Annotated in this window: 15 protein-coding genes and 1 pseudogene; 7 read left to right on the top strand and 9 right to left on the bottom strand. The window is 72.9% G+C overall.

Annotated features, from left to right (window positions below; all coding sequences use genetic code 11):
* Positions 1–78: 78 nt before the first annotated feature.
* Together NI17_RS06380 and NI17_RS06375 are read left to right on the top strand one after the other, a co-directional pair.
* Positions 79–1095: a substrate-binding domain-containing protein gene (locus NI17_RS06380; protein WP_068693345.1), complete on the top strand. Its 1017-nt coding sequence runs from the start codon at positions 79–81 to the stop codon at positions 1093–1095.
* A gap of 73 nt (positions 1096–1168) precedes the next feature.
* On the top strand, positions 1169–1531 hold the full coding sequence (locus NI17_RS06375) for a helix-turn-helix domain-containing protein (protein ID WP_068693343.1): 363 nt from the start codon (positions 1169–1171) through the stop codon (positions 1529–1531).
* Positions 1532–1747: 216 nt separating this feature from the next.
* On the opposite strand, the gene NI17_RS06370 is transcribed toward NI17_RS06375, so the two are convergent.
* Positions 1748–2413, bottom strand: coding sequence for a ClpP family protease (locus tag NI17_RS06370; RefSeq protein WP_068693341.1), 666 nt, complete (start codon positions 2411–2413; stop codon positions 1748–1750).
* A gap of 161 nt (positions 2414–2574) precedes the next feature.
* A complete protein-coding gene (locus NI17_RS06365) occupies positions 2575–4047 on the bottom strand; it encodes a polysaccharide deacetylase family protein (protein WP_068693338.1) in 1473 nt (490 codons plus the stop codon).
* 337 nt (positions 4048–4384) lie between these two features.
* Here NI17_RS06365 and NI17_RS06360 point away from each other — a divergent pair, with 337 nt between their 5' ends.
* Together NI17_RS06360 and NI17_RS06355 are read left to right on the top strand one after the other, a co-directional pair.
* Positions 4385–5386: an NAD-dependent epimerase/dehydratase family protein gene (locus NI17_RS06360; protein WP_068693336.1), complete on the top strand. Its 1002-nt coding sequence runs from the start codon at positions 4385–4387 to the stop codon at positions 5384–5386.
* A gap of 175 nt (positions 5387–5561) precedes the next feature.
* On the top strand, positions 5562–5960 hold the full coding sequence (locus tag NI17_RS06355) for a hypothetical protein (RefSeq protein ID WP_068693335.1): 399 nt from the start codon (positions 5562–5564) through the stop codon (positions 5958–5960).
* Positions 5961–6303: 343 nt separating this feature from the next.
* Here the strand turns inward: NI17_RS06355 and NI17_RS06350 are convergent, their stop codons facing one another.
* Positions 6304–7413, bottom strand: a complete 1110-nt coding sequence (locus tag NI17_RS06350; protein WP_068693330.1) for a dual specificity protein phosphatase family protein — start codon at positions 7411–7413, stop codon at positions 6304–6306.
* A 143-nt stretch (positions 7414–7556) separates the two neighbouring features.
* Between NI17_RS06350 and fdhD the strand changes: the two genes are divergently transcribed.
* Positions 7557–8384 carry a formate dehydrogenase accessory sulfurtransferase FdhD gene (gene fdhD, locus NI17_RS06345; RefSeq protein ID WP_068693328.1) on the top strand — a complete coding sequence of 276 codons (828 nt, stop codon included), beginning with the start codon at positions 7557–7559 and terminating at the stop codon, positions 8382–8384.
* A 4-nt stretch (positions 8385–8388) separates the two neighbouring features.
* Here fdhD and NI17_RS06340 read toward each other — a convergent pair whose 3' ends face one another.
* Positions 8389–8994, bottom strand: a complete 606-nt coding sequence (locus NI17_RS06340; protein ID WP_068693324.1) for a CGNR zinc finger domain-containing protein — start codon at positions 8992–8994, stop codon at positions 8389–8391.
* Between the two features lie 66 nt (positions 8995–9060).
* On the opposite strand from NI17_RS06340, the gene NI17_RS06335 reads away from it, so the two are divergent.
* Together NI17_RS06335 and pip are read left to right on the top strand one after the other, a co-directional pair.
* A complete protein-coding gene (locus NI17_RS06335) occupies positions 9061–9510 on the top strand; it encodes a VOC family protein (RefSeq protein WP_068693323.1) in 450 nt (149 codons plus the stop codon).
* Positions 9511–9601: 91 nt separating this feature from the next.
* Positions 9602–10567, top strand: a pseudogene (gene pip, locus NI17_RS06330) (prolyl aminopeptidase).
* A 49-nt stretch (positions 10568–10616) separates the two neighbouring features.
* On the opposite strand, the gene NI17_RS06325 reads toward pip, so the two are convergent.
* The 5 genes from NI17_RS06325 to NI17_RS06305 form a co-directional block, all read right to left on the bottom strand.
* The gene (locus NI17_RS06325; RefSeq protein ID WP_068693322.1) at positions 10617–11117 is read right to left on the bottom strand and encodes a GyrI-like domain-containing protein; all 501 of its coding nucleotides are present in this window, start codon (positions 11115–11117) and stop codon (positions 10617–10619) included.
* Between the two features lie 65 nt (positions 11118–11182).
* Positions 11183–12220 carry a sigma-70 family RNA polymerase sigma factor gene (locus NI17_RS06320; RefSeq protein ID WP_234402100.1) on the bottom strand — a complete coding sequence of 346 codons (1038 nt, stop codon included), beginning with the start codon at positions 12218–12220 and terminating at the stop codon, positions 11183–11185.
* Positions 12221–12305: 85 nt separating this feature from the next.
* Positions 12306–13277: an EamA family transporter gene (locus NI17_RS06315; RefSeq protein WP_068693321.1), complete on the bottom strand. Its 972-nt coding sequence runs from the start codon at positions 13275–13277 to the stop codon at positions 12306–12308.
* 151 nt (positions 13278–13428) lie between these two features.
* Entirely contained in the window at positions 13429–14148 is a 720-nt protein-coding gene (locus NI17_RS06310; protein WP_068693320.1) for a FadR/GntR family transcriptional regulator, read from the bottom strand.
* Between the two features lie 133 nt (positions 14149–14281).
* Positions 14282–17191, bottom strand: a complete 2910-nt coding sequence (locus NI17_RS06305; RefSeq protein WP_068693318.1) for a glycoside hydrolase family 9 protein — start codon at positions 17189–17191, stop codon at positions 14282–14284.
* Between the last annotated feature and the right edge of the window lie 152 nt (positions 17192–17343).

Here is a 17343-nt window from a genome sequence, read left to right as displayed (position 1 = left end):
CGAAACCCCGTCGTCCAACTCCGAAACCTTTCGGGATACGATGTCCCGGCAAGCGTGTCCGAGGTTCCGAGGAGGCCCGTGTCCAGACGACGACCCACCCTGGCCGAGGTCGCCCGCCAGGCCGGCGTCTCGGTCTCGACCGTGTCCAAGGTGGTCAACGGCCACCTCGACGTCGCGGCCGAGACCCGACAGCAGGTCGAGCAGCTCCTCCAGCAGCACCGGTACCGACCGCGCCGCTCCCCCGGTCGGCAGCCCGTCGGCCTCATCGACCTGGTCTTTCAGGACCTGGACAACTCATGGGCGATGCAGATCCTGGGCGGGGTGGAACAGGCCGCCCACGAGCAGGGCGTCGGTGTGGTCGTCTCCGCCGTCCACGACCGCGACCGCAGCCGCCCCGGCCGCCGCTGGCTGGACAACCTGCGCGCCCGCAGCTCCGACGGCGTGGTGCTGGTGCTGTCGGAGCTGTCGCCGGAGGTGCGCTCCCAACTCGACGCGCTCGGCGTCCCCGTGGTGGTGGTCGACCCGGTCGGCGACCTCGCCCACGACGTCCCCGCGGTGGGTACCACCAACTGGGCGGGCGGCCTGGCCGCCACCCAGCACCTCGTCGCCCTGGGCCACACCCGCATCGCCACGATCAGCGGCCCCACCCGCGTGCTGTGCAGCCGCGCCCGCGTGGACGGCTACCGCAGCGCGCTCGACGCCGCGGGCCTGACCGTGCCCGAGGACTACGTCGGCCACGGCGACTTCACCATCCCCGGCGGGCACGCCGAAACCCACCGGCTGCTCGACCTGCCCGAGCCGCCCACCGCGATCTTCGCCGGATCCGACATGATGGCCCGCGGCGCCTACGAGGCCCTGTTCGAGCGCGGCCTGCGCGTCCCCCACGACGTCAGCGTGGTCGGCTTCGACGACCTGCCCGAGGCCGCCTGGGCCGCGCCGCCGCTGACCACGGTGCGCCAGCCGCTCAGCGAGATGGGGCAGATGGCCACCCGCACCCTGCTGAACATGGTCGCCGGAGGCGACCCGGGCTCACGCCGGGTGGAGCTGGCCACCGAACTCGTCGAACGCGCCAGCACCGCTCCCCCGCCCCGCTGAACTCCTCCCCGCGGGGCGGGGCCCCGACTACACTCGGACGCGTCCGTGTCCCCGGCCAGCGACGGAGGCAGCCTTGAGCGACCGCGTCCGGCACGCCACGCCCGAGCCGCCCGCCGACCACCCCGACGAACCGCTGCTGCGCCACCTCATCGGCGACGCGCTGCGCCGGGCCCGGCGGGAACGGGGCCTGACCCTGCGCGAGGTCGCCGAGGCCTCCCAGGTCTCCCTGCCGTACCTGTCGGAGATCGAACGCGGCCGCAAGGAACCCTCCTCCGAGGTGCTGGCCGCCGTCTACCGCGCCCTGGACCTGCGCCTGGCCGACCTGCTCGGCGACGTCACCGACCGGCTCTCGCTGATCTCCGCCCCGGTGGACGCGCCCGCCGCGCGCCGCGTCCCGTCGTCCGCCGCCCCGCGGGCGCTGGTGCTGGCGGCCTGACCCGGCAAAGGACTCCGGGCGGCCTCCCGCTTCGGGGTGAGGCCGCAGGCCCCGGGGGCGAGGTCTGTCCGGAACCTCCCCGGGGATCGAGGCCACACGAGTCCCCCGGGTCGGGTTCCGGGTCTTTCCCGCCCCCGGCTTCCCGGTACCGGTGTCACGGCCCCCCGGAGTCCTCCGAAGCCCTCCGGGGACCTCCCGCCGCCACCGGGGAGCGGCTCACGTCCGCCTCCCCTCTCCCGTCGCGCCGCGCCCGTCCAGGAATCCGTAGCCGCGCGTGCTCGGGGTGCGCAGCGCCGACGCGTGCTCCACGACGTGGTCGACCATCCCGTAGTCGCGGGCCTGCTCGGCGGTGAACCAGCGGTCCCGGCGGCTGTCGCGCTCCACCGTCTCCACGCTCTGCCCGGTGTGGCGGGCGGTCAGCTCCAGCATGAGCCGCTTGGTGTGCGCCAGGTTCTGGGCCTGGATCGCGATGTCGGCGGCGGTCCCGCCCATCCCTCCGGAGGGCTGGTGCATCATGATGCGCGTGTGGGGCAAGCTGTAACGCTTGCCGGGGGCGCCCGCGCACAGCAGGAACTGCCCCATGCTCGCGGCGAAGCCCAGACCCAGGGTGGCCACGTCGTTGGGAACGAACCGCATCGTGTCGTAGATGGCCATGCCCGCGTACACCGAACCGCCGGGCGAGTTGACGTAGAGGCTGATGTCGCGCCGGTCGTCCTCGGCGGCCAGCAGCAGCAGTTGCGCGCAGACGCGGTTGGCGACGGCGTCGTCGACCTCCTGGCCGAGCACCACGATGCGCTCGTGCAGCAGCCGGGCGGCCAGTTGGTCGTCGAAGGCCGTGCCCGCCGGGGACGCGGCGGCCGGTCTCGACAGGGTCGGGTGCATGCTTCCTCCTCGCTGGGGCTGGTTGGCGGGGGTGTGCCGCCGCGTCCAGCCTCCCCCGCGTCGGGGGGCGCGGGCAGGGGTTTCTGCCGTGCGGAGATCTGCTCACGGCAGAGGGGGCGGCCGCGCGGCCGCCCCCTCGGTGTGGATCGTCGACGCGGAACTCAGTCGCGTCGCGTGTAGGCCACCCCCGGCTCCAGGGTGCGGTCGGCGAACAGTTCGGTGACCGTCACGAAGTGGTAGCCCCTGGCGTGCAGTCGGCTGAGCACCTCGGGGATGGCGTCCACGGTGGGCCGGTGGATGTCGTGGAAGAGCACGATGCTGCCGGGCTGGGTGCCCGACACGGCCGCCTCGACGGTCCTGTCGGTGTCGCGGTGCTCCCAGTCCAGGGTGTCGACGTCCCACAGGATCAGCGGGTAGTCGACGTTGGCCTGGGTGGTCTCGTTGAACGACCCGTAGGGCGGACGGACCGTGGTCCGCTCCGCTCCGGCGGCATCCTCGATGGCCGCCCAGGTGCTCTCGATGTCCTCACGCACCGCCCCGCCGCTCTTGGTGGCGAGGTTGTCGTGCTTCCAGGAGTGGTTGGCGACCTCGTGCCCGGCCTCGGCGGCACGCCGTACCGTGTCGGGGTCGCTCGCGGTGAGCTGACCCAGCACGTAGAAGGTGGCCTTGGCCGAGTAGGCGTCGAGGTGGTCCAGCAGCAGAGCGGTGTCCGCGCCGGGACCGTCGTCGAAGGTCAGCGCCACGCACGGGACCCGGTCGCAGTCGAGGGTGTGGCTGGGCGGCTGGTCGGAGGCCAACTGCAGGCTCTGCTCGTCGTCCACCACCGCCTGCCGCGCGGTGCGTCCGAACCGCGACAGCAGCGGCTCGCTGTCGGCCACCCTCACCTGCACCTCATCGTCGGCGACCTCGCCGGGGCTGAAGCTGACCACCAGATCGCCCGCGGCGTCGAAGCCGATGTCGGCCAGCGCCGACCCCTCGTGGTCGGCGGCGCTCTGCCACGCCGCGTCGGGGTCGACCAGTCCCGGCTCCTCCTCGTCCGGGGAGGGGGCCAGTTCGTCCCCGGGGGCGGGCAGCCCCTCGGGCATCGCGTCGGCGGCCACGCCGTGCTCCTCGCTCAGCGCCAACGCCACCCGCGCACCCAGGTGTCCGATGGCGTCCTCCCCGTTGAGCAGGGCGGTCCACGGCAGCGCCTCACCGGAGGCCGCGTCGTACCAGTGGCTGCTGGCCCGGACCTGCTCACCGACTCGGGAGACGACCCGCGCGCCCAGCACTCCGCCCGAGGCCACGAGGAACTCGGCGTGCTGCTCCAACTCCCCGCCCTGACCCTCGGTGACGAACTCGGTCTCGCGCTCGGCCATGGTGGTGCGGACCTCGACGGTGAAGTCGGTGGCCCCCGGGACCACCGGATAGGTGCTGGTGATCGTCGTGCCTCCGGCGGACACGGTGTGCTCGGCGGTGCTCAACCCCTCGATCCACGCGGCGTCGATCGTGCGCAGCCCCTCGGGAAGCGCCTTCTCGTCTCCCACCAGGCCGCCGCTGAGCTCCCCCAGCGTCGTGCAGGCGCCAAGCGGGACCGTGACCACCACGACCGCGCACATGCCGAACAGCTGCCTCTTCCATGTTTTCCACAACACTGCGAACCGACCTAACGAGTGAAAAAAGGCGTGTGGGAGGTGAGTCGATCCGGGACCGGGGATCGGTTCGGCGCCGTCGACGCCGTTGACTGAAAGTTACTCTGCACGCTCAGAGCGCGACCGGGCGACGCGCCTCGTGGTGACAGACTTGGGGTTTTTGATGGAGGGACACAACCTTTCCGAAGGTAACAGTTCACGGCGGCCCCTCACCAAACGGGACCGGGATCGGCGCGCAGGTGAACGGGACACACCCGTCCCCCTCCCCCCGATCGTCGCTCTGTGTAGTTGTATGAGCATTGGCAGTGGCGTCGGTGGGTGTGCGTCGTGGGGGAACGGTATGAGGGCACTGGTGACGGGAGGAGCCGGATTCATCGGTTCCCACCTGGCCGACTCCCTGCTCGCCCACGGCCACGACGTGGTGGTCCTCGACGACCTGTCCACCGGCTCACGCACCAACCTGGTCCACGTCCTACGCGACCCCCGGGCCCGCTTCGTCCACGGATCGGTGCTGGACGACCGCGTGCTGCGCGCCGCCATGGCCGACCGCGACACGGTCTTCCACCTGGCCGCCCCGGTGGGCGCCCGCATCGTGGGCATCGACCCCGTGCGGACCGTGCACGTCAACGTCACGGGTACCGAACGGGTGCTGGCCGCCGCCCTGGAACGGGGCTGCCGACTGCTGTTCGCCTCGGGCGGCGAGGTCTACGGACGCAGCGACGGCGAGGCCCTTCGTGAGGACGACGACCGCATCCTGGGATCGGCGCAGGAGGGCCGCTGGTGCACCGCCGTCACCAAGGGACTGGCCGAGTACCTGGTCACCCGCTACGCCCACGAGTACGGCATGCCCGCGGTGATCGCCCGCCTGTTCGACGTGACCGGACCGCGCCAGAGCGCCGACCACGGACACGTGCTTCCCGCGTTCGTCGAACAGGCCCTGCACGGACGCCCCATCACCGTGCACGGGGACGGCTCGCAGAGCCGCTGCTTCTGCTCGGTGCACGACGCCGTGGCCGCACTGCTCGCCCTCGTCGACCAGCCACTCGCCCACGGCCGCGCCGTCAACATCGGCGCCACCCGCCCCACCACCGTTCTGGAACTGGCCCGACGTGTGAGTTTCCGCACCGGTTCGGCCAGCGGCATCGTGACCGTCGAGCACCGGGTGGCCCGCGGCCCCCACTACGCCCCCACCGGCCACCGCGTCCCCGACACCGCCCTGGCCGCGTCGCTGATCGGCTGGCAGGCCACCACCGACCTGGACACGATCATCGACGAGACCATCGCCCACCACTCCGCCCCTGCTCCCCCGCTCCCCCTGTTCGGCGGCGACCTGACCGTCTGAGCGCACGCGGCCTTCCCTGGACGGCCCCGAGAAGTCCACCGCGGACGCGGAACCGCCCACCGATGGCCACAACCGGCCTCTCCCGTAACAAATCCGTTGAGACCGGCAGACCCCGCCCGCCGGTCTGGGAGCATGATCGGACAACACCGGCACAGAACAACAGAACGGAACGGACATGACGTACGGGGGTCAGGGAGGGTACAGCGGACCGCCGCACAGCGGTACCGGCGGCTGGGGCGCGTTCCCCCCACCGCCCTCCTCACCGCCTCCTCCGCCGCCCTACCCCGCGGGATTCGGCCGGCAGCCGCAGCAGCCCCCCAGTCAGACCAGCATGATCCTCGCCCTGGTCTGCAACATCCTGGCGATCACCACCTGCTACGGGGTCATCCCCGCCATCGTGGGCCTGGTGCTCTCCATCATCGCGCTGAGCCAGGCCCAGACCGATCCCGTCGGAGCGCGCAAGCTCACCATCGGCGCCTGGATCTGCTTCGGGGTGGCCGCCGCGTTCTTCCTCTTCCTGGTCCTGGTCTACGGGGCGTGGTTCATCGCTGTACTCAGCTCCACGCCCTACTGACCGCCCCGAGGCACCCCTCGTCCGAACCACCAGGCTGACCTCGACCACTGAGGTCAGCCTTCAGATCTCCGGAGCAGGAGAGGGGCGGTCCGTGCCCGAGGTCCACCGCCTGCCCCGCACACGGTCAGGACCGTCTTCCCCGGCGCCTCCGCCACACCGCACACCTGCCGTCACCGGTGGCGGGCCGTGTCGACGAGGCGCGGCGCGCGGCCAAGGCCGGACGCGACCGGAAGGCGGAACCGGAGGAGGCCGCGGCCCTGGACCGATTCAGGCGCGGTCCCGCCCCCGTGGTCACCCCGGGCGGCCGGACGCGACCGCGGGGCGGGACCGCGGAAGCGGAGTCTCAGATCCGCGGCGTCCGGGTCAGCTCCGGCATGCCCTCCGGGAACAGCACCGCCTGCGGGTCGGCCAACTCCACACCGTCCAGGGCGGCCACCGCCCGGCTCAGCTCCGGGTTGTTGAGGTGGCCCACCACCGTGGAGATGATGGTGCGCAGCGCCTCCACCACGTCCACGCCGCAGGCCAGCGACGCGTACCGGGCGGCCACCGCCGGGGTGCGCGACTGGCAGGCCGCGCAGTGCAGCAGCACCCGCCTGCCCTCCGCGCGCAGCCGCGCGACCGCGCGCGCCGCCTCGTCCAGCACGAAGTGCAGGTTGCGGTTGGCTCCCGGCCGGTCGTGCAGCCACACCTCGACGGTGTCCTTCGCAGCCAGGTGGGCGGGCTGGTCGCAGGTGCCCATCCGGCACAGCGACACCACCGCCTCGGCCTCGGCGCTGTCGCGCACGTATTCCATGGTGCACAGCACCACCCCCGGATCGTGGGGGTGGGCCACCGCGAACGGCCGGCGGTTCTGCCGGTCCAGGCCGGGCACGGTCTCGCTCCGCCGCTGCGGCCAGCAGTCCAGCGCCTCCCCGCGCGCGGCGACCAGCGCCGCCGTGACCAGCTCGCGCGGCGGCACCACCGCGGCCAGCTCCCGCTGCGCGGCCAGCGGAATTCCCGAGACCCCCCAGCCCGCACCGGCCAGCGCCCCCGCGTACCGGGCCGCCTCCGCCCCGCCCCGCTCGTGGGCCAGACGCACCGCCCCGACCAGTTGGGAGCACGGGAAGACGCCACGCGCCGGGTCCAGCGGCGGCGCCGGGGTCCGCGCGACCGCGCGCCACCCCACAGCCTCCGGCCCCTCTCCGAGGTCCTCGGGAGCCTCGGGGACGGTGCCGCCCACCACGGTGGAGCGCACCGCCCGCATCCACCGCTCCCCCGCGCCGCCCCCTCCGAGAAGGACCGCGTCGTCGGCGAGGTCCCGTACCGCCTCGGCGACCCGTCCGCCCACGCCGTCCAGGTACTCCGCCTCCGTCCGGGCGCTCTCCCCCGCCAGCAGCGGCGCCACCGCGCCCCCCACCATCGCCCCGGCCACCCGGTCCCAGACCACGTCCCAGTCGTTCCAGGCCCACGCCATCGCCGCCTCCTTCACTCCGCGTGCTCGACCGCCCGCAGCGGTCCTTCCCCCTCCGCCCGTTCCTCCCCTCCGCTGGCCTCTTGTGGCCACCCGGACGGATAGATTGGGGAGGCCCACGGCCGCCGAGCGGGGGAGGACCAGCCATGGGACGCGTCACCGTCCGGGAGAGGGTGCGGCGGATCAGCGGCTCCACGGTGCGCGACCGCGTGGACACCCTCATCGTGGAGGAACCCCTGGAGATCCGTCTGGGCGGACGCGCGCTGACCGTCACCATGCGCACTCCCGGCCACGACTTCGAGCTGGTCACCGGATTCCTCATCGGCGAGGGCGTCATCGCCGCCGCCGACGACGTCCGCACCCTGCGCTACTGCGCGGGCTCCACCGAGGACGGCGTCAACACCTACAACGTCCTCGACGTGGTCCTTGCTCCCGGCGTGCCGCAGCCCGACGTCTCCGTGGAACGCAACTTCTACACCACCTCCTCGTGCGGGGTGTGCGGCAAGGCCAGCCTGGACGCGGTGCGCACCCGCAGCCGCTTCACCGTCGCCGACGACGACGTGCGCTTCTCCGCCGAGGTGCTGGCCGCCCTGCCCGACCGGCTGCGCGGGGCCCAGAAGCTGTTCGAGCGCACCGGCGGACTGCACGCCGCCGCGCTCGTCACCCCCGACGGCGACCTGCTCGCCGTCCGCGAGGACGTCGGCCGCCACAACGCCGTGGACAAGGTCGTCGGACACGCCGCCACCCAGCGTGGTCTGCCGCTGGGCGGCACGGGCCTGCTGGTGTCGGGCCGCGCCTCCTTCGAGCTGACCCAGAAGGCCGTCATGGCGGGCATCCCCCTGCTCGCCGCCGTCTCCGCGCCGTCGTCCCTGGCCGTGGAGCTGGCCGCCGAGACCGGAATGAGCCTGGTCGGCTTCCTTCGCGGCGACTCGATGAACGTCTACACCGGAGCCCACCGCGTCGTCGCGGACTGACCGGTCACGCGGAATCGGCCTGCCGCCGGGCGCGCAGCGCGCGCACCTTGTTGCGGTTGCCGCACCGCTCCATGGAGCACCACCGCCTGCGGCCCGGCCGTGAGGTGTCGACGAACACCAGGTGGCAGTCGTGGGCCGCGCACTCGCGCACCCGGTCGGCGAACGGGCCGGTGAGCAGCTCCACCGCGTCGCGGGCGACGGTCGCGACCACCTGGGTACCGCTGGCCGGGGTGCGCCAGCCGCGCTCCCCGGTGGGCGTGACCCGGGGAACCAGGGGGACCCCCGCCGCGGCCCGGTTGAGCACCGCCACCTCCCCGTCTGCCAGGGGGCGGCCGTGGGTGCGGGCGCGGACCAGCCTCCACAGCGCGTCCCGCAACTTGCGCGCCCGCACCAGTTCCGCCTCGTCGACCCCGACGTCGGCGGCGGTCAGGCCGAGCCGGGACAGCGCCACCCATCGGGCCAGGTCGGCGGGTTCGTGCAGCACCTCGTAGCGCGTGAACACGCCGGGACCGCCCGTGGTGAGAAGTTCCAGGCACAGCGCCCCCGGGTCGAAGACGTACTCGGTCCCCTCCGGAGAACGCAGTACCAGACCGGTTGCACTCCGCGACATGTAACCACTATAAACGGTTGCATCAGAGGGGGTGCGCCGCCCCCACCGAGTCAGGGAGGCACCACCATGGCCGTGGACTGGCAACTCGTCGTCGACTGCGCCGACCCCAACCGCCAGGCCGCGTTCTGGGCCCAGGCCCTGGACTACGCGGTCGAGGACAACAGCGCGCTCATCAACCGACTCCTCGACGCCGGAATGGTCGGCCCCGACGACGTCACCGAGGTCGGCGGACGCCCCGCCTGGAAGGTCCTGGCCGCGATCCGCCACCCCGACGCCCCGGTCGACCCCGCCACCGGCATCGGTCTGGGGCAGCGCGTCCTCTTCCAGGCCGTCCCCGAGGGCAAGCAGGTCAAGAACCGCCTGCACATCGACCTCAGAGTCGGTCCCGAGCGCCGCGACGCCGAGGTCGAGCGCCTCAGGGGCCTGGGCGCCACCGTGCTGCGCGTGGTGCAGGACCGCGGCAGCCACCACGTCACCATGGCCGACCCCGAAGGCAACGAGTTCGACGTCCAGTAGGGGCCGGAGGCCGCCGCGGCCCCCGCGGCGAGGAGGCCTGTGGACTCGACCATCCGGAACCGGAGACCCGCCCCCGCCGGGAGGAGACACCGTGCCGCGGCCGTTCCCGCCGGTCGAACCGTACGCGAGCGGTCTGCTCGCCGTCGGCGACGGCCAGCGGATCTACTGGGAGACCAGCGGCAACCCCGACGGCAGGCCCGCCCTGTGCGTGCACGGCGGCCCCGGCGGCGGGGGACGCCGCGCCAGCCGCACCCTGTTCGACCCCGAGGTCTACCGGATCGTCCTGTTCGACCAGCGCGGCTGCGGCCGGAGCCTTCCCCGAGCCGCCGACCCCGCGACCGGACTGGAGCACAACACCACCCACCACCTCGTCGCCGACATGGAACGGCTGCGCGAGCACCTGGGCGTGCGGCGCTGGCTGCTCTACGGCGGGTCGTGGGGCTCCACGCTGATCCTCGCCTACGCCGAACGCCACCCCGAACGGGTCAGCGAGATCGTCCTCGCGGGCGTCACCACGACCACCCCCGAGGAGATCGACTGGCTCTACCACGGTCTGCGGCGCCTGCTGCCCGGCCCCTGGGAGGCATTCCGCGACGCGCTCCCGGAGGGCGAACGCGACGGCGACCTCGTGGCCGCCTACCACCGGCTGCTCAACAGCCCCGAGGAGGCCGTCCGGCTCGCGGCGGCGCGCGCCTGGTGTGCCTGGGAGGACGCCGTCATCGCCCACGAGGCGCTCGGCCGCCCCGGCTACTACGGCGACCGGACCGACGACGCCCTCCTGGCCTTCGCCCGGATCTGCGCCCACTACTTCACCCACCGGGCCTGGCTCGCCGACGGGTAACTGCTGCGCGACGCCCACCGGCTGACCGGAATCCCCGGAGTGCTCGTCCACGGCCGCCTCGACCTGGGCAGTCCGCTGCGGACCGCCTGGGAACTGGCCAGGGCGTGGCCGGACGCGGAGCTGAGGGTGATCGACGACTCCGGACACACCGGCAGCCCCGCCATGCGCGACGCGGTGCTGGAGGCGATCGTGCGGTTCGGTGGCGACGTCCGGTGACCGACCGGCGGGCGTCCCCGGTCGCCGGTGGCGCCCGCCGTCATCCGGCTCAGCCGTCGGCGAGCAGGTAGGCGATCTCCACCGACCACTTCTCCGGATCGGGCTGCACGGCCGGATCGGTCAGGTAGAACTCGAACCGGCCGTCCCACACCCGCCTACCGTCCACCTGCCGGGTGGCCCACGCCACACCCCGCCGCCGCGCCCACTCCTCCAGCGCCGCGAACGACTCCCCGATCCGGTCGGGGTGCCCGTGGTGCGTCAGCACCGCGTAGGAGCCGCCCGGGACGTGGCCCGCGACGACCCGGCCGTCCCCGGCCACGGCCTCGCCGACCGGAACCCCCACCTCCAGGTGGAACTCCTCGTCCATCCCCCCGACCACCCGGTAGCGGTAGAACAGCGGCCCGCCGGGCGCGATCCCGCGGCCTTCCAGCCAGCCGAACACCTCGGGCACCAGCGCGTTGGCCCGCCCCCACTCCCGCAGCGGCACCCGGATCGGGACGGACACGCAGGGCTGCTCGGCGCGGACCTCGATACGCGGTTCGGTGGACATCGATGACGCTCCCTCATGTCGGTACGGTCACTTCCACCACGGGATACGACCCGCCGCACCGAAACTCATCGGTCTTTCGCGACCGGATTCCCGCCCAGCGCCCCCAACTCGGCCGCCGACGCCTCCAACGGCAGCCCGAACAGCGCGAACAGCCGGTTGGCGGTCAGAAACGAGGTCGTGGCGGCGATCCGGTCGGCGCGGACCTCCACGACCTGCACCGCCCACGCCCGCAGCCGCCCGCCCGGACCGTCGGGAACGTACTGCGCGAACGCCGCCGAACCGTTGGCCGCCACCGGCACCAGCCGCGACTCCCGGCAGGCGTCGGCGCCCGCGAGCGCCCGCCCGATCTCGGCGCTTCCCCGCAGCCACCACGCGAACGGCGGCATCGCCATCGTGGCGTCCTCGTGCAGCAGCGCGACCAGCGCCGCGACGTCGTGCCGCTCGAACGCCGCGCAGTAGCGGGCCAGCAGCTCCCGTCGCGCCTGGTCCACCGGTTCGGGCGCGGTACCGGCGTCCACGCCGCGGGCCCGGAGGGTCGCCCGGGCCCGCTGCAGCGCGCTGTTGACCGACGCCGCACTCGTCTCCAGCAGTTCGGCGGTCTCGGCCGCGTTCCAGCACAGCACCTCGCGCAGCAGCAGTACCGCGCGCTGCCGGGGCGGCAGGTGCTGCAGCGCGGCCACGAACGCCAACCGGACCGTCTCGCGCGCGGCGGCCGCCTCGGCGGGGTCCCCTCCCACCGGCAGCACGGAGGCGTCGGGGACCGGAAGCACCCACCGGTCCTCGGGCAGCGGCGCGCCCAGCGGCGTACCGGCCGACGCGGCGGGTCCCAGGTCCACGGCCAGGGCGCGCCTGCGCCGTCCGCGCAGCAGGTCGAGGCAGACGTTGGTGGCGATCGTGTACAGCCACGACCGTGGCGCCGCCCGCTGCCCGTCGAACCGGTCGAGGGCGCGCCAGGCGCGCAGCAGCGTCTCCTGCACCGCGTCCTCGGCCTCGAAGGCCGACCCCAGCATCCGGTAGCAGTACCCGGTCAGTTCGCCGCGGTACCGCGCCGCCCAGTCCTCCAGCGCGGCGGATACGGTCTCGGATGTGGACTTCCCGCGCACGGCACTCGCCTCCTCGTCGACTCCGGCACCGCTGGGCATCCTCGCGCACACCGGTGACAGCGAACCGGGCCGCCGCGGGCACGGCTCACACCGCCGTGTCCTCGACCGGGCGCGGCGGGGACGGCGGGACCGGCGGGACCGGCGCGGGTTCGGGGGCGGAGGGCACCGACGTCTGCGCCAGGAACGCGCCGACCACCACGGCGACCGCGCCCGTGATCTGCGCCGGACTGAGCGCCTCGCCCAGCAGCAGCCAGGCCAGCAGGATCGACGTCACCACCTCCAGGTAGGCCACCGCCCCGGCGACCACCGGGGACAGCCGCCGCACCGCCGCCACCCCGGTGGCGTAGGCGACGGCGGTGGACACCAGCGCCAGCCACACCACCAGGGCCAGTGCCGGAACATCCACCCCGGTGACCGGCAGGGTGTCGGCCAGTGTCCGCCACGGCAGGGTCCACGGGCGTGCGAAGAGGCTCATCAGGGCGGCGGCGACGAGCGCGCCGTAGGAGATGACCGCGAGCGGGTCGACGTCGTCACGCGCGGTGTCGGACAGCAGGAAGTAGGCGGCCTGCCCCACCGCGGCTCCCAGGGCCAGCAGCAGACCGACCGCGTCCAGGCGGATGCCCGCCCACACCTCGACCAGGCAGCCCAGTCCCGCGACCGCCACCACCACGCCGAGCGCCGCTCTGCGTGACACCGGGACGTGTCGCACCACGCGCGTCCACAGCAGTACCAGCACCGGGCCGAGGAACTCGATGAGCAGTGCCACCCCCACGGGGATGCGGGCGATCGCGGCGAAGTAGCACGCCTGCACGCCCGCCATCGGAAACATCCCGTAGGCCAGCAGCAGCACGGGACGGGCGCGCAGCGTCCGGTGGTGGCGGACCGCCACGGGCAGCAGGAGCAGTGCGGCCCCGGCCACCCGCAGCCAGGTCACGTGCAGCGGGTCGAGTCCGGCGTCGAGCAGCGGGCGCGCGGCGGGGCCGGATCCGCCGAAGGCGAGCGCGGAGGCGACCGCGAACGCCAACCCCGACGACCGGTTTCTGCTGCTTTCGGCCACGGCTCCCCCAACGGTGAATATCCAGTGATGGGACCTTTGAGGTCCCGCTGATCCTAGATCATCGTGCCTGACCGAGAGCGCGGTCGCCCGCCACAGAGGTGAACGTCCGCACACCTTCTCGGGCGGTCACCGAGGTGGCGTGGATCTCCTCTCACGAAAAGTCGGACAGGCGTGCGCGGAGCCAGTCCTCCAGTTCCAGGACGTGCAGGGTCGCGGCGGCTCTCGCCGCGTCGGGGTCGCGGGACAGCAGGGCGCGGTGGATGCGCCGGTGGTCCGCGCGCAGCCGCTCGACCATCCCCTCCTCCTGCCTCCCGGGCCACACCCGTGCCCCGAAGGCGGGCGAGGACAGCCCGTCGACGACGGCGGCCAGGGTCGCGTTCCCGCTCATCGCGGCGACCGCCCGGTGGAAGGCCGCGTCCGCCGCGGCCGCCTCCCCCTCGCCGTCGGCGCGCTCCAGCAGCGCCGCCAGCTCGCCCAGTTGCCGGTCGGTGGCGTGGACCGCGGCCAGCGCGGTGGCGGCCGGCTCGACGATCCGGCGCACCTGCACCACCTCCAGCAGGGTGCGCCCCCGGGAGATCTCGGCCAGCACCGAGAAGGGCTCCAGCAGGTCGCGGGGGCGCAGCTCGGTGACGTAGACACCCGCGCCGTGCCGCGCCTCCAGCACCCCCAGCGTGGTCAGCACCCGGATCGCCTCCCGCATCGAACTGCGGGACAGCCCCATGCCCGCCGCGAGCTCCCGTTCGGTGGGCAGCCGCTGACCGGGGTGGAGCGTGCCGTCGGCGATCATCGCCTTGATCCGTTCGACCGCTCGCCGGGTCACCGTCATCCGTCCGACGGCGGTGTCCGCGCGCGCGAGACTCTCGGAGGGCAATTCGGGCCTCCCTGTCCTGGAGGGGCGTGGTGGGGGATCGTCGTCCGCCCGCCGGGCCGGGCGGGGGCGGCGCTGACGGTCCGGTCCCCGCCGACCGAGCATCGACGGGGACCGGACCGGCCCGTTTCAGGGGTTAGGCCACCGAGCAGGGCTCACCGTTGACGGTGAAGTCCTCCGGCTTGTCGTTGGACCCGTTCCAGGTCCCGTTGAAGCCGACGGTGACCGACCCTCCCGGGGCGACCGAGGCGTTCCACGGCATCGCGGTGACGGTCACCTCGTCACCGTCCTGCTCCCAGGTGGCGCTCCAGCCGTGGCTGACGCGCTGCCCGGACGGGAAGGTGAAGCTCAGCTCCCAGCCGTTCCACGCGGTGTCGCCGGTGTTGGTCACCGTGATCGAGCCGGTGAAGCCTCCCGGCCAGTCGGTGGTGCTGTAGCTCACCTCGCAGGCGCCGGAGACGGGCGGCTCGTCCCCCTCCTCGGTGGTGAAGGTGACGGTGGCCAGCTCGGAGAGGTTGCCCGCGGCGTCGTAGGCGTTCACCCAGAAGGTGTACTCCTGGCCCGGCCGCAGGTCGGTCAGCTCGTAGCCGGTCTCGGTGGTGGTGCCCAGCGGCGTGACCGCGTCGAGGTGCTGCAGGGCCACCTCGTAGCCCGCCACCCCGGTGTCGTCGGTGGAGGCGTCCCAGGTCACCGTGGCACTGTCGGAGGTGACGTCGGTGACCTCCAGGTTCTCCGGGGCGCTCGGCGGGGTCTCGTCCTCCACCGGGACGTCCGGTTCGTCGCCCGCGTCGTCCTGGTCGGCGACGAAGGAGGCGATCCACGACAGCGGAGCGTTCCAGTTGATGGTCAGCTCGTTGGTGGCCCAGGACTCGATGTGGTCGATGTAGCACATCTGGGGGGCGCACCCGGTCAGCCTGGCCTGGGCGATCGGGTCCCAGGTGGCGGTGTTGGAGTTCGGGCCGCCCGACAGGGTGCCCTTGGGCGGGTTGGGCAGGCTCGGGTCGAGCTGGTTGGCGTACCAGCGGCTGTGCTGGTTACGGGAGTCGTTCTCGCCGTAGCCGGTGACGTAGGACTGGTTCAGCGCGTTGCGGCCGAGGATGTAGTCCATGCCCTCCAGCACGCCGTCGCGGTACTTGGTGTCGCCGGTGAGGTCGTAGGCGACGGCCATGACCACCATGTTGTTGAGGACCAGGTTGTTGGAGCCCCACGCGAACACGCCGCCGTCGGGGTCGTAGGCCAGGCCCCACGGGCTGGACTCGACGTTGGCCAGGTACTGGTCGGCTCCCGTGGCGATGGAGTCGCGCACCCGGTCGCGGTCGGCCAGGTCGTTGGGGACCGTGGCCAGTTGGATGCGGGCCAGCGGAGCGGTCCAGCCCCAGTCGAAGCCGGAGGCGCGGAACACCTCCTCGTCGTCGGTGTGCAGCGGCGACGAGGTCACCGCGGTGCGGTACTCGTCGGCGCCGGTGGTGAGGAACAGCTCGGCCGCGGCCCAGTAGAACTCGTCGGTGACGTTGTTGTCGTTGTAGGGGCCGCCGCCCTCACCGGTGGCGGGGGCGTAGATCTCGGGGTTGGCCTGCGCGGCGTCCCACGCGGTCTCGGCGGCCTCCAGGCACTCGTCGGCGAAGGCCGCGTCGTAGGGCTCGAAGACCCGGGCGCACTGGGCGGCGGTGGCCGCCAGGTTCAGCGTCGCCGCGGTGGACGGCGGCTGCAGGTAGCGCGGCTGCGGGTCGTCGGCGGGCATCAGCGGCAGACCGGTCCACTGCTCGTCGTGGATCTTGTGGTGCGCCATCCCGGCGAGCTCCTCGCCCTCGGGGACCTGCATGCTGAGCAGGAACTCCATCTCCCAGCGCGCCTCGTCCAGCACGTCGGGCACGTCGTTGCCGGTCTCGGGCAGGCGCAGCGTGGAGTCGGCCAGCCGGTCGGGCTGGGCGCTCTCGGCGCTCTGGGAGCGCTCGTGGATGTTCATCAGCTGGTGCACCGAGATGCCGCCGTTGACCACGTACTTGCCGTGGTCGCCCGCGTCGTACCAGCCGCCCGACACGTCCAGGGAGTAGTCGCAGGTGCCGGGGGCGCACGGCACGTCGGTGTCGCCCTGGTTGGGGGGCACGCCCACGTGTCCGGCCTCACGTCCGTAGCCGGGGGCGATGGAGTCGAGGATCTCGATGCCGCTGCGCTGCGGGTAGTAGAACGACAGCGCGTCGACGCGCAGGTCCTCGTAGGCGCTCTCGTCGATGTCGAAGGGGTGGCTGGTCTCGCCGTCGGCGGTCAGCGTGTAGCCGGTGCCTTCGGTGGTGTAGGAGCTGAAGTCGACGGTGTGGACGTTCAGCCCCGAGGAGGCGTCCGAGCCGTGGGGCTCGGTCTGCCCGGTGGCGACGACCGTGCCGTCGGCGTCGGCCAGCTCCCAGTCGAGCGCGCCGGTCTCGTCGGTGACCACGGTCGCGTTCTTGGGGCCGTGCGGCAGGTAGCCGACCTGGTTGACGCGGACCCGCGGCCCGGTGTCGGGCTCGTAGACGGGGGGTTCGGCGCCGCCCAGCATGGACACGTCGTCCACGCAGAACGTCCACGGCTCGTCGGAGCCGCCGATCTGGAAGGCGACCTGGGCGTCGTCCCAGTCGGCGTTGGAGGTGAACACGTACTCGTAGGTCTGCGTCTGCGGGCCCAGGATGGCGCGCTCGTCCATCTGGGTCGTCCACGGCTCCACCGGCTCCTGCACCAGGGTGCGGATCGGGACCTCCGCGGTCCCCGAGGCGGTGAAGGAGAACGTGTAGGACTCTCCCGCGATCAGGGGGACGTCGTCCTGTCCGATGATCACGTCCCAGGCGTTGGTGGTGTCGCCGGGGACGTCCACGCACAGCACGCCGTCCGTGACGTCGAGCGTGATGTTCTCGGTGCCCCACCAGGGGGCGGTTCCGGAGGCGAAGTCGCCGTTGCGGATCTGGTTGACCTCGTCCGCCTGGGCGGGTGCCGCGGTGAATCCGAGCACGGCGGCGCAGGAGGCGGCCGTCACCGCGACGAGGGGGGATCTGGGTCTGGGTCTCCTGGACACGGGAGTCCTTCCATGGAGGGGGATCGTCGATCTGGGAGGATGACCGCATGCGGAGGCCACATGTTTGGGAGCGCTCCCATATCATGTGACCTATGACATAGAAACAGGATCACTCAACGGTGTCAATGGGTTACGCTGAGGTCAGATCTCTC

This window comes from Thermobifida halotolerans, assembly GCF_003574835.2.
Lineage (GTDB): Bacteria > Actinomycetota > Actinomycetes > Streptosporangiales > Streptosporangiaceae > Thermobifida > Thermobifida halotolerans.
Note: the sequence above shows the minus strand (reverse complement) of the source record. Positions and strands in the feature narration are given on the sequence as shown.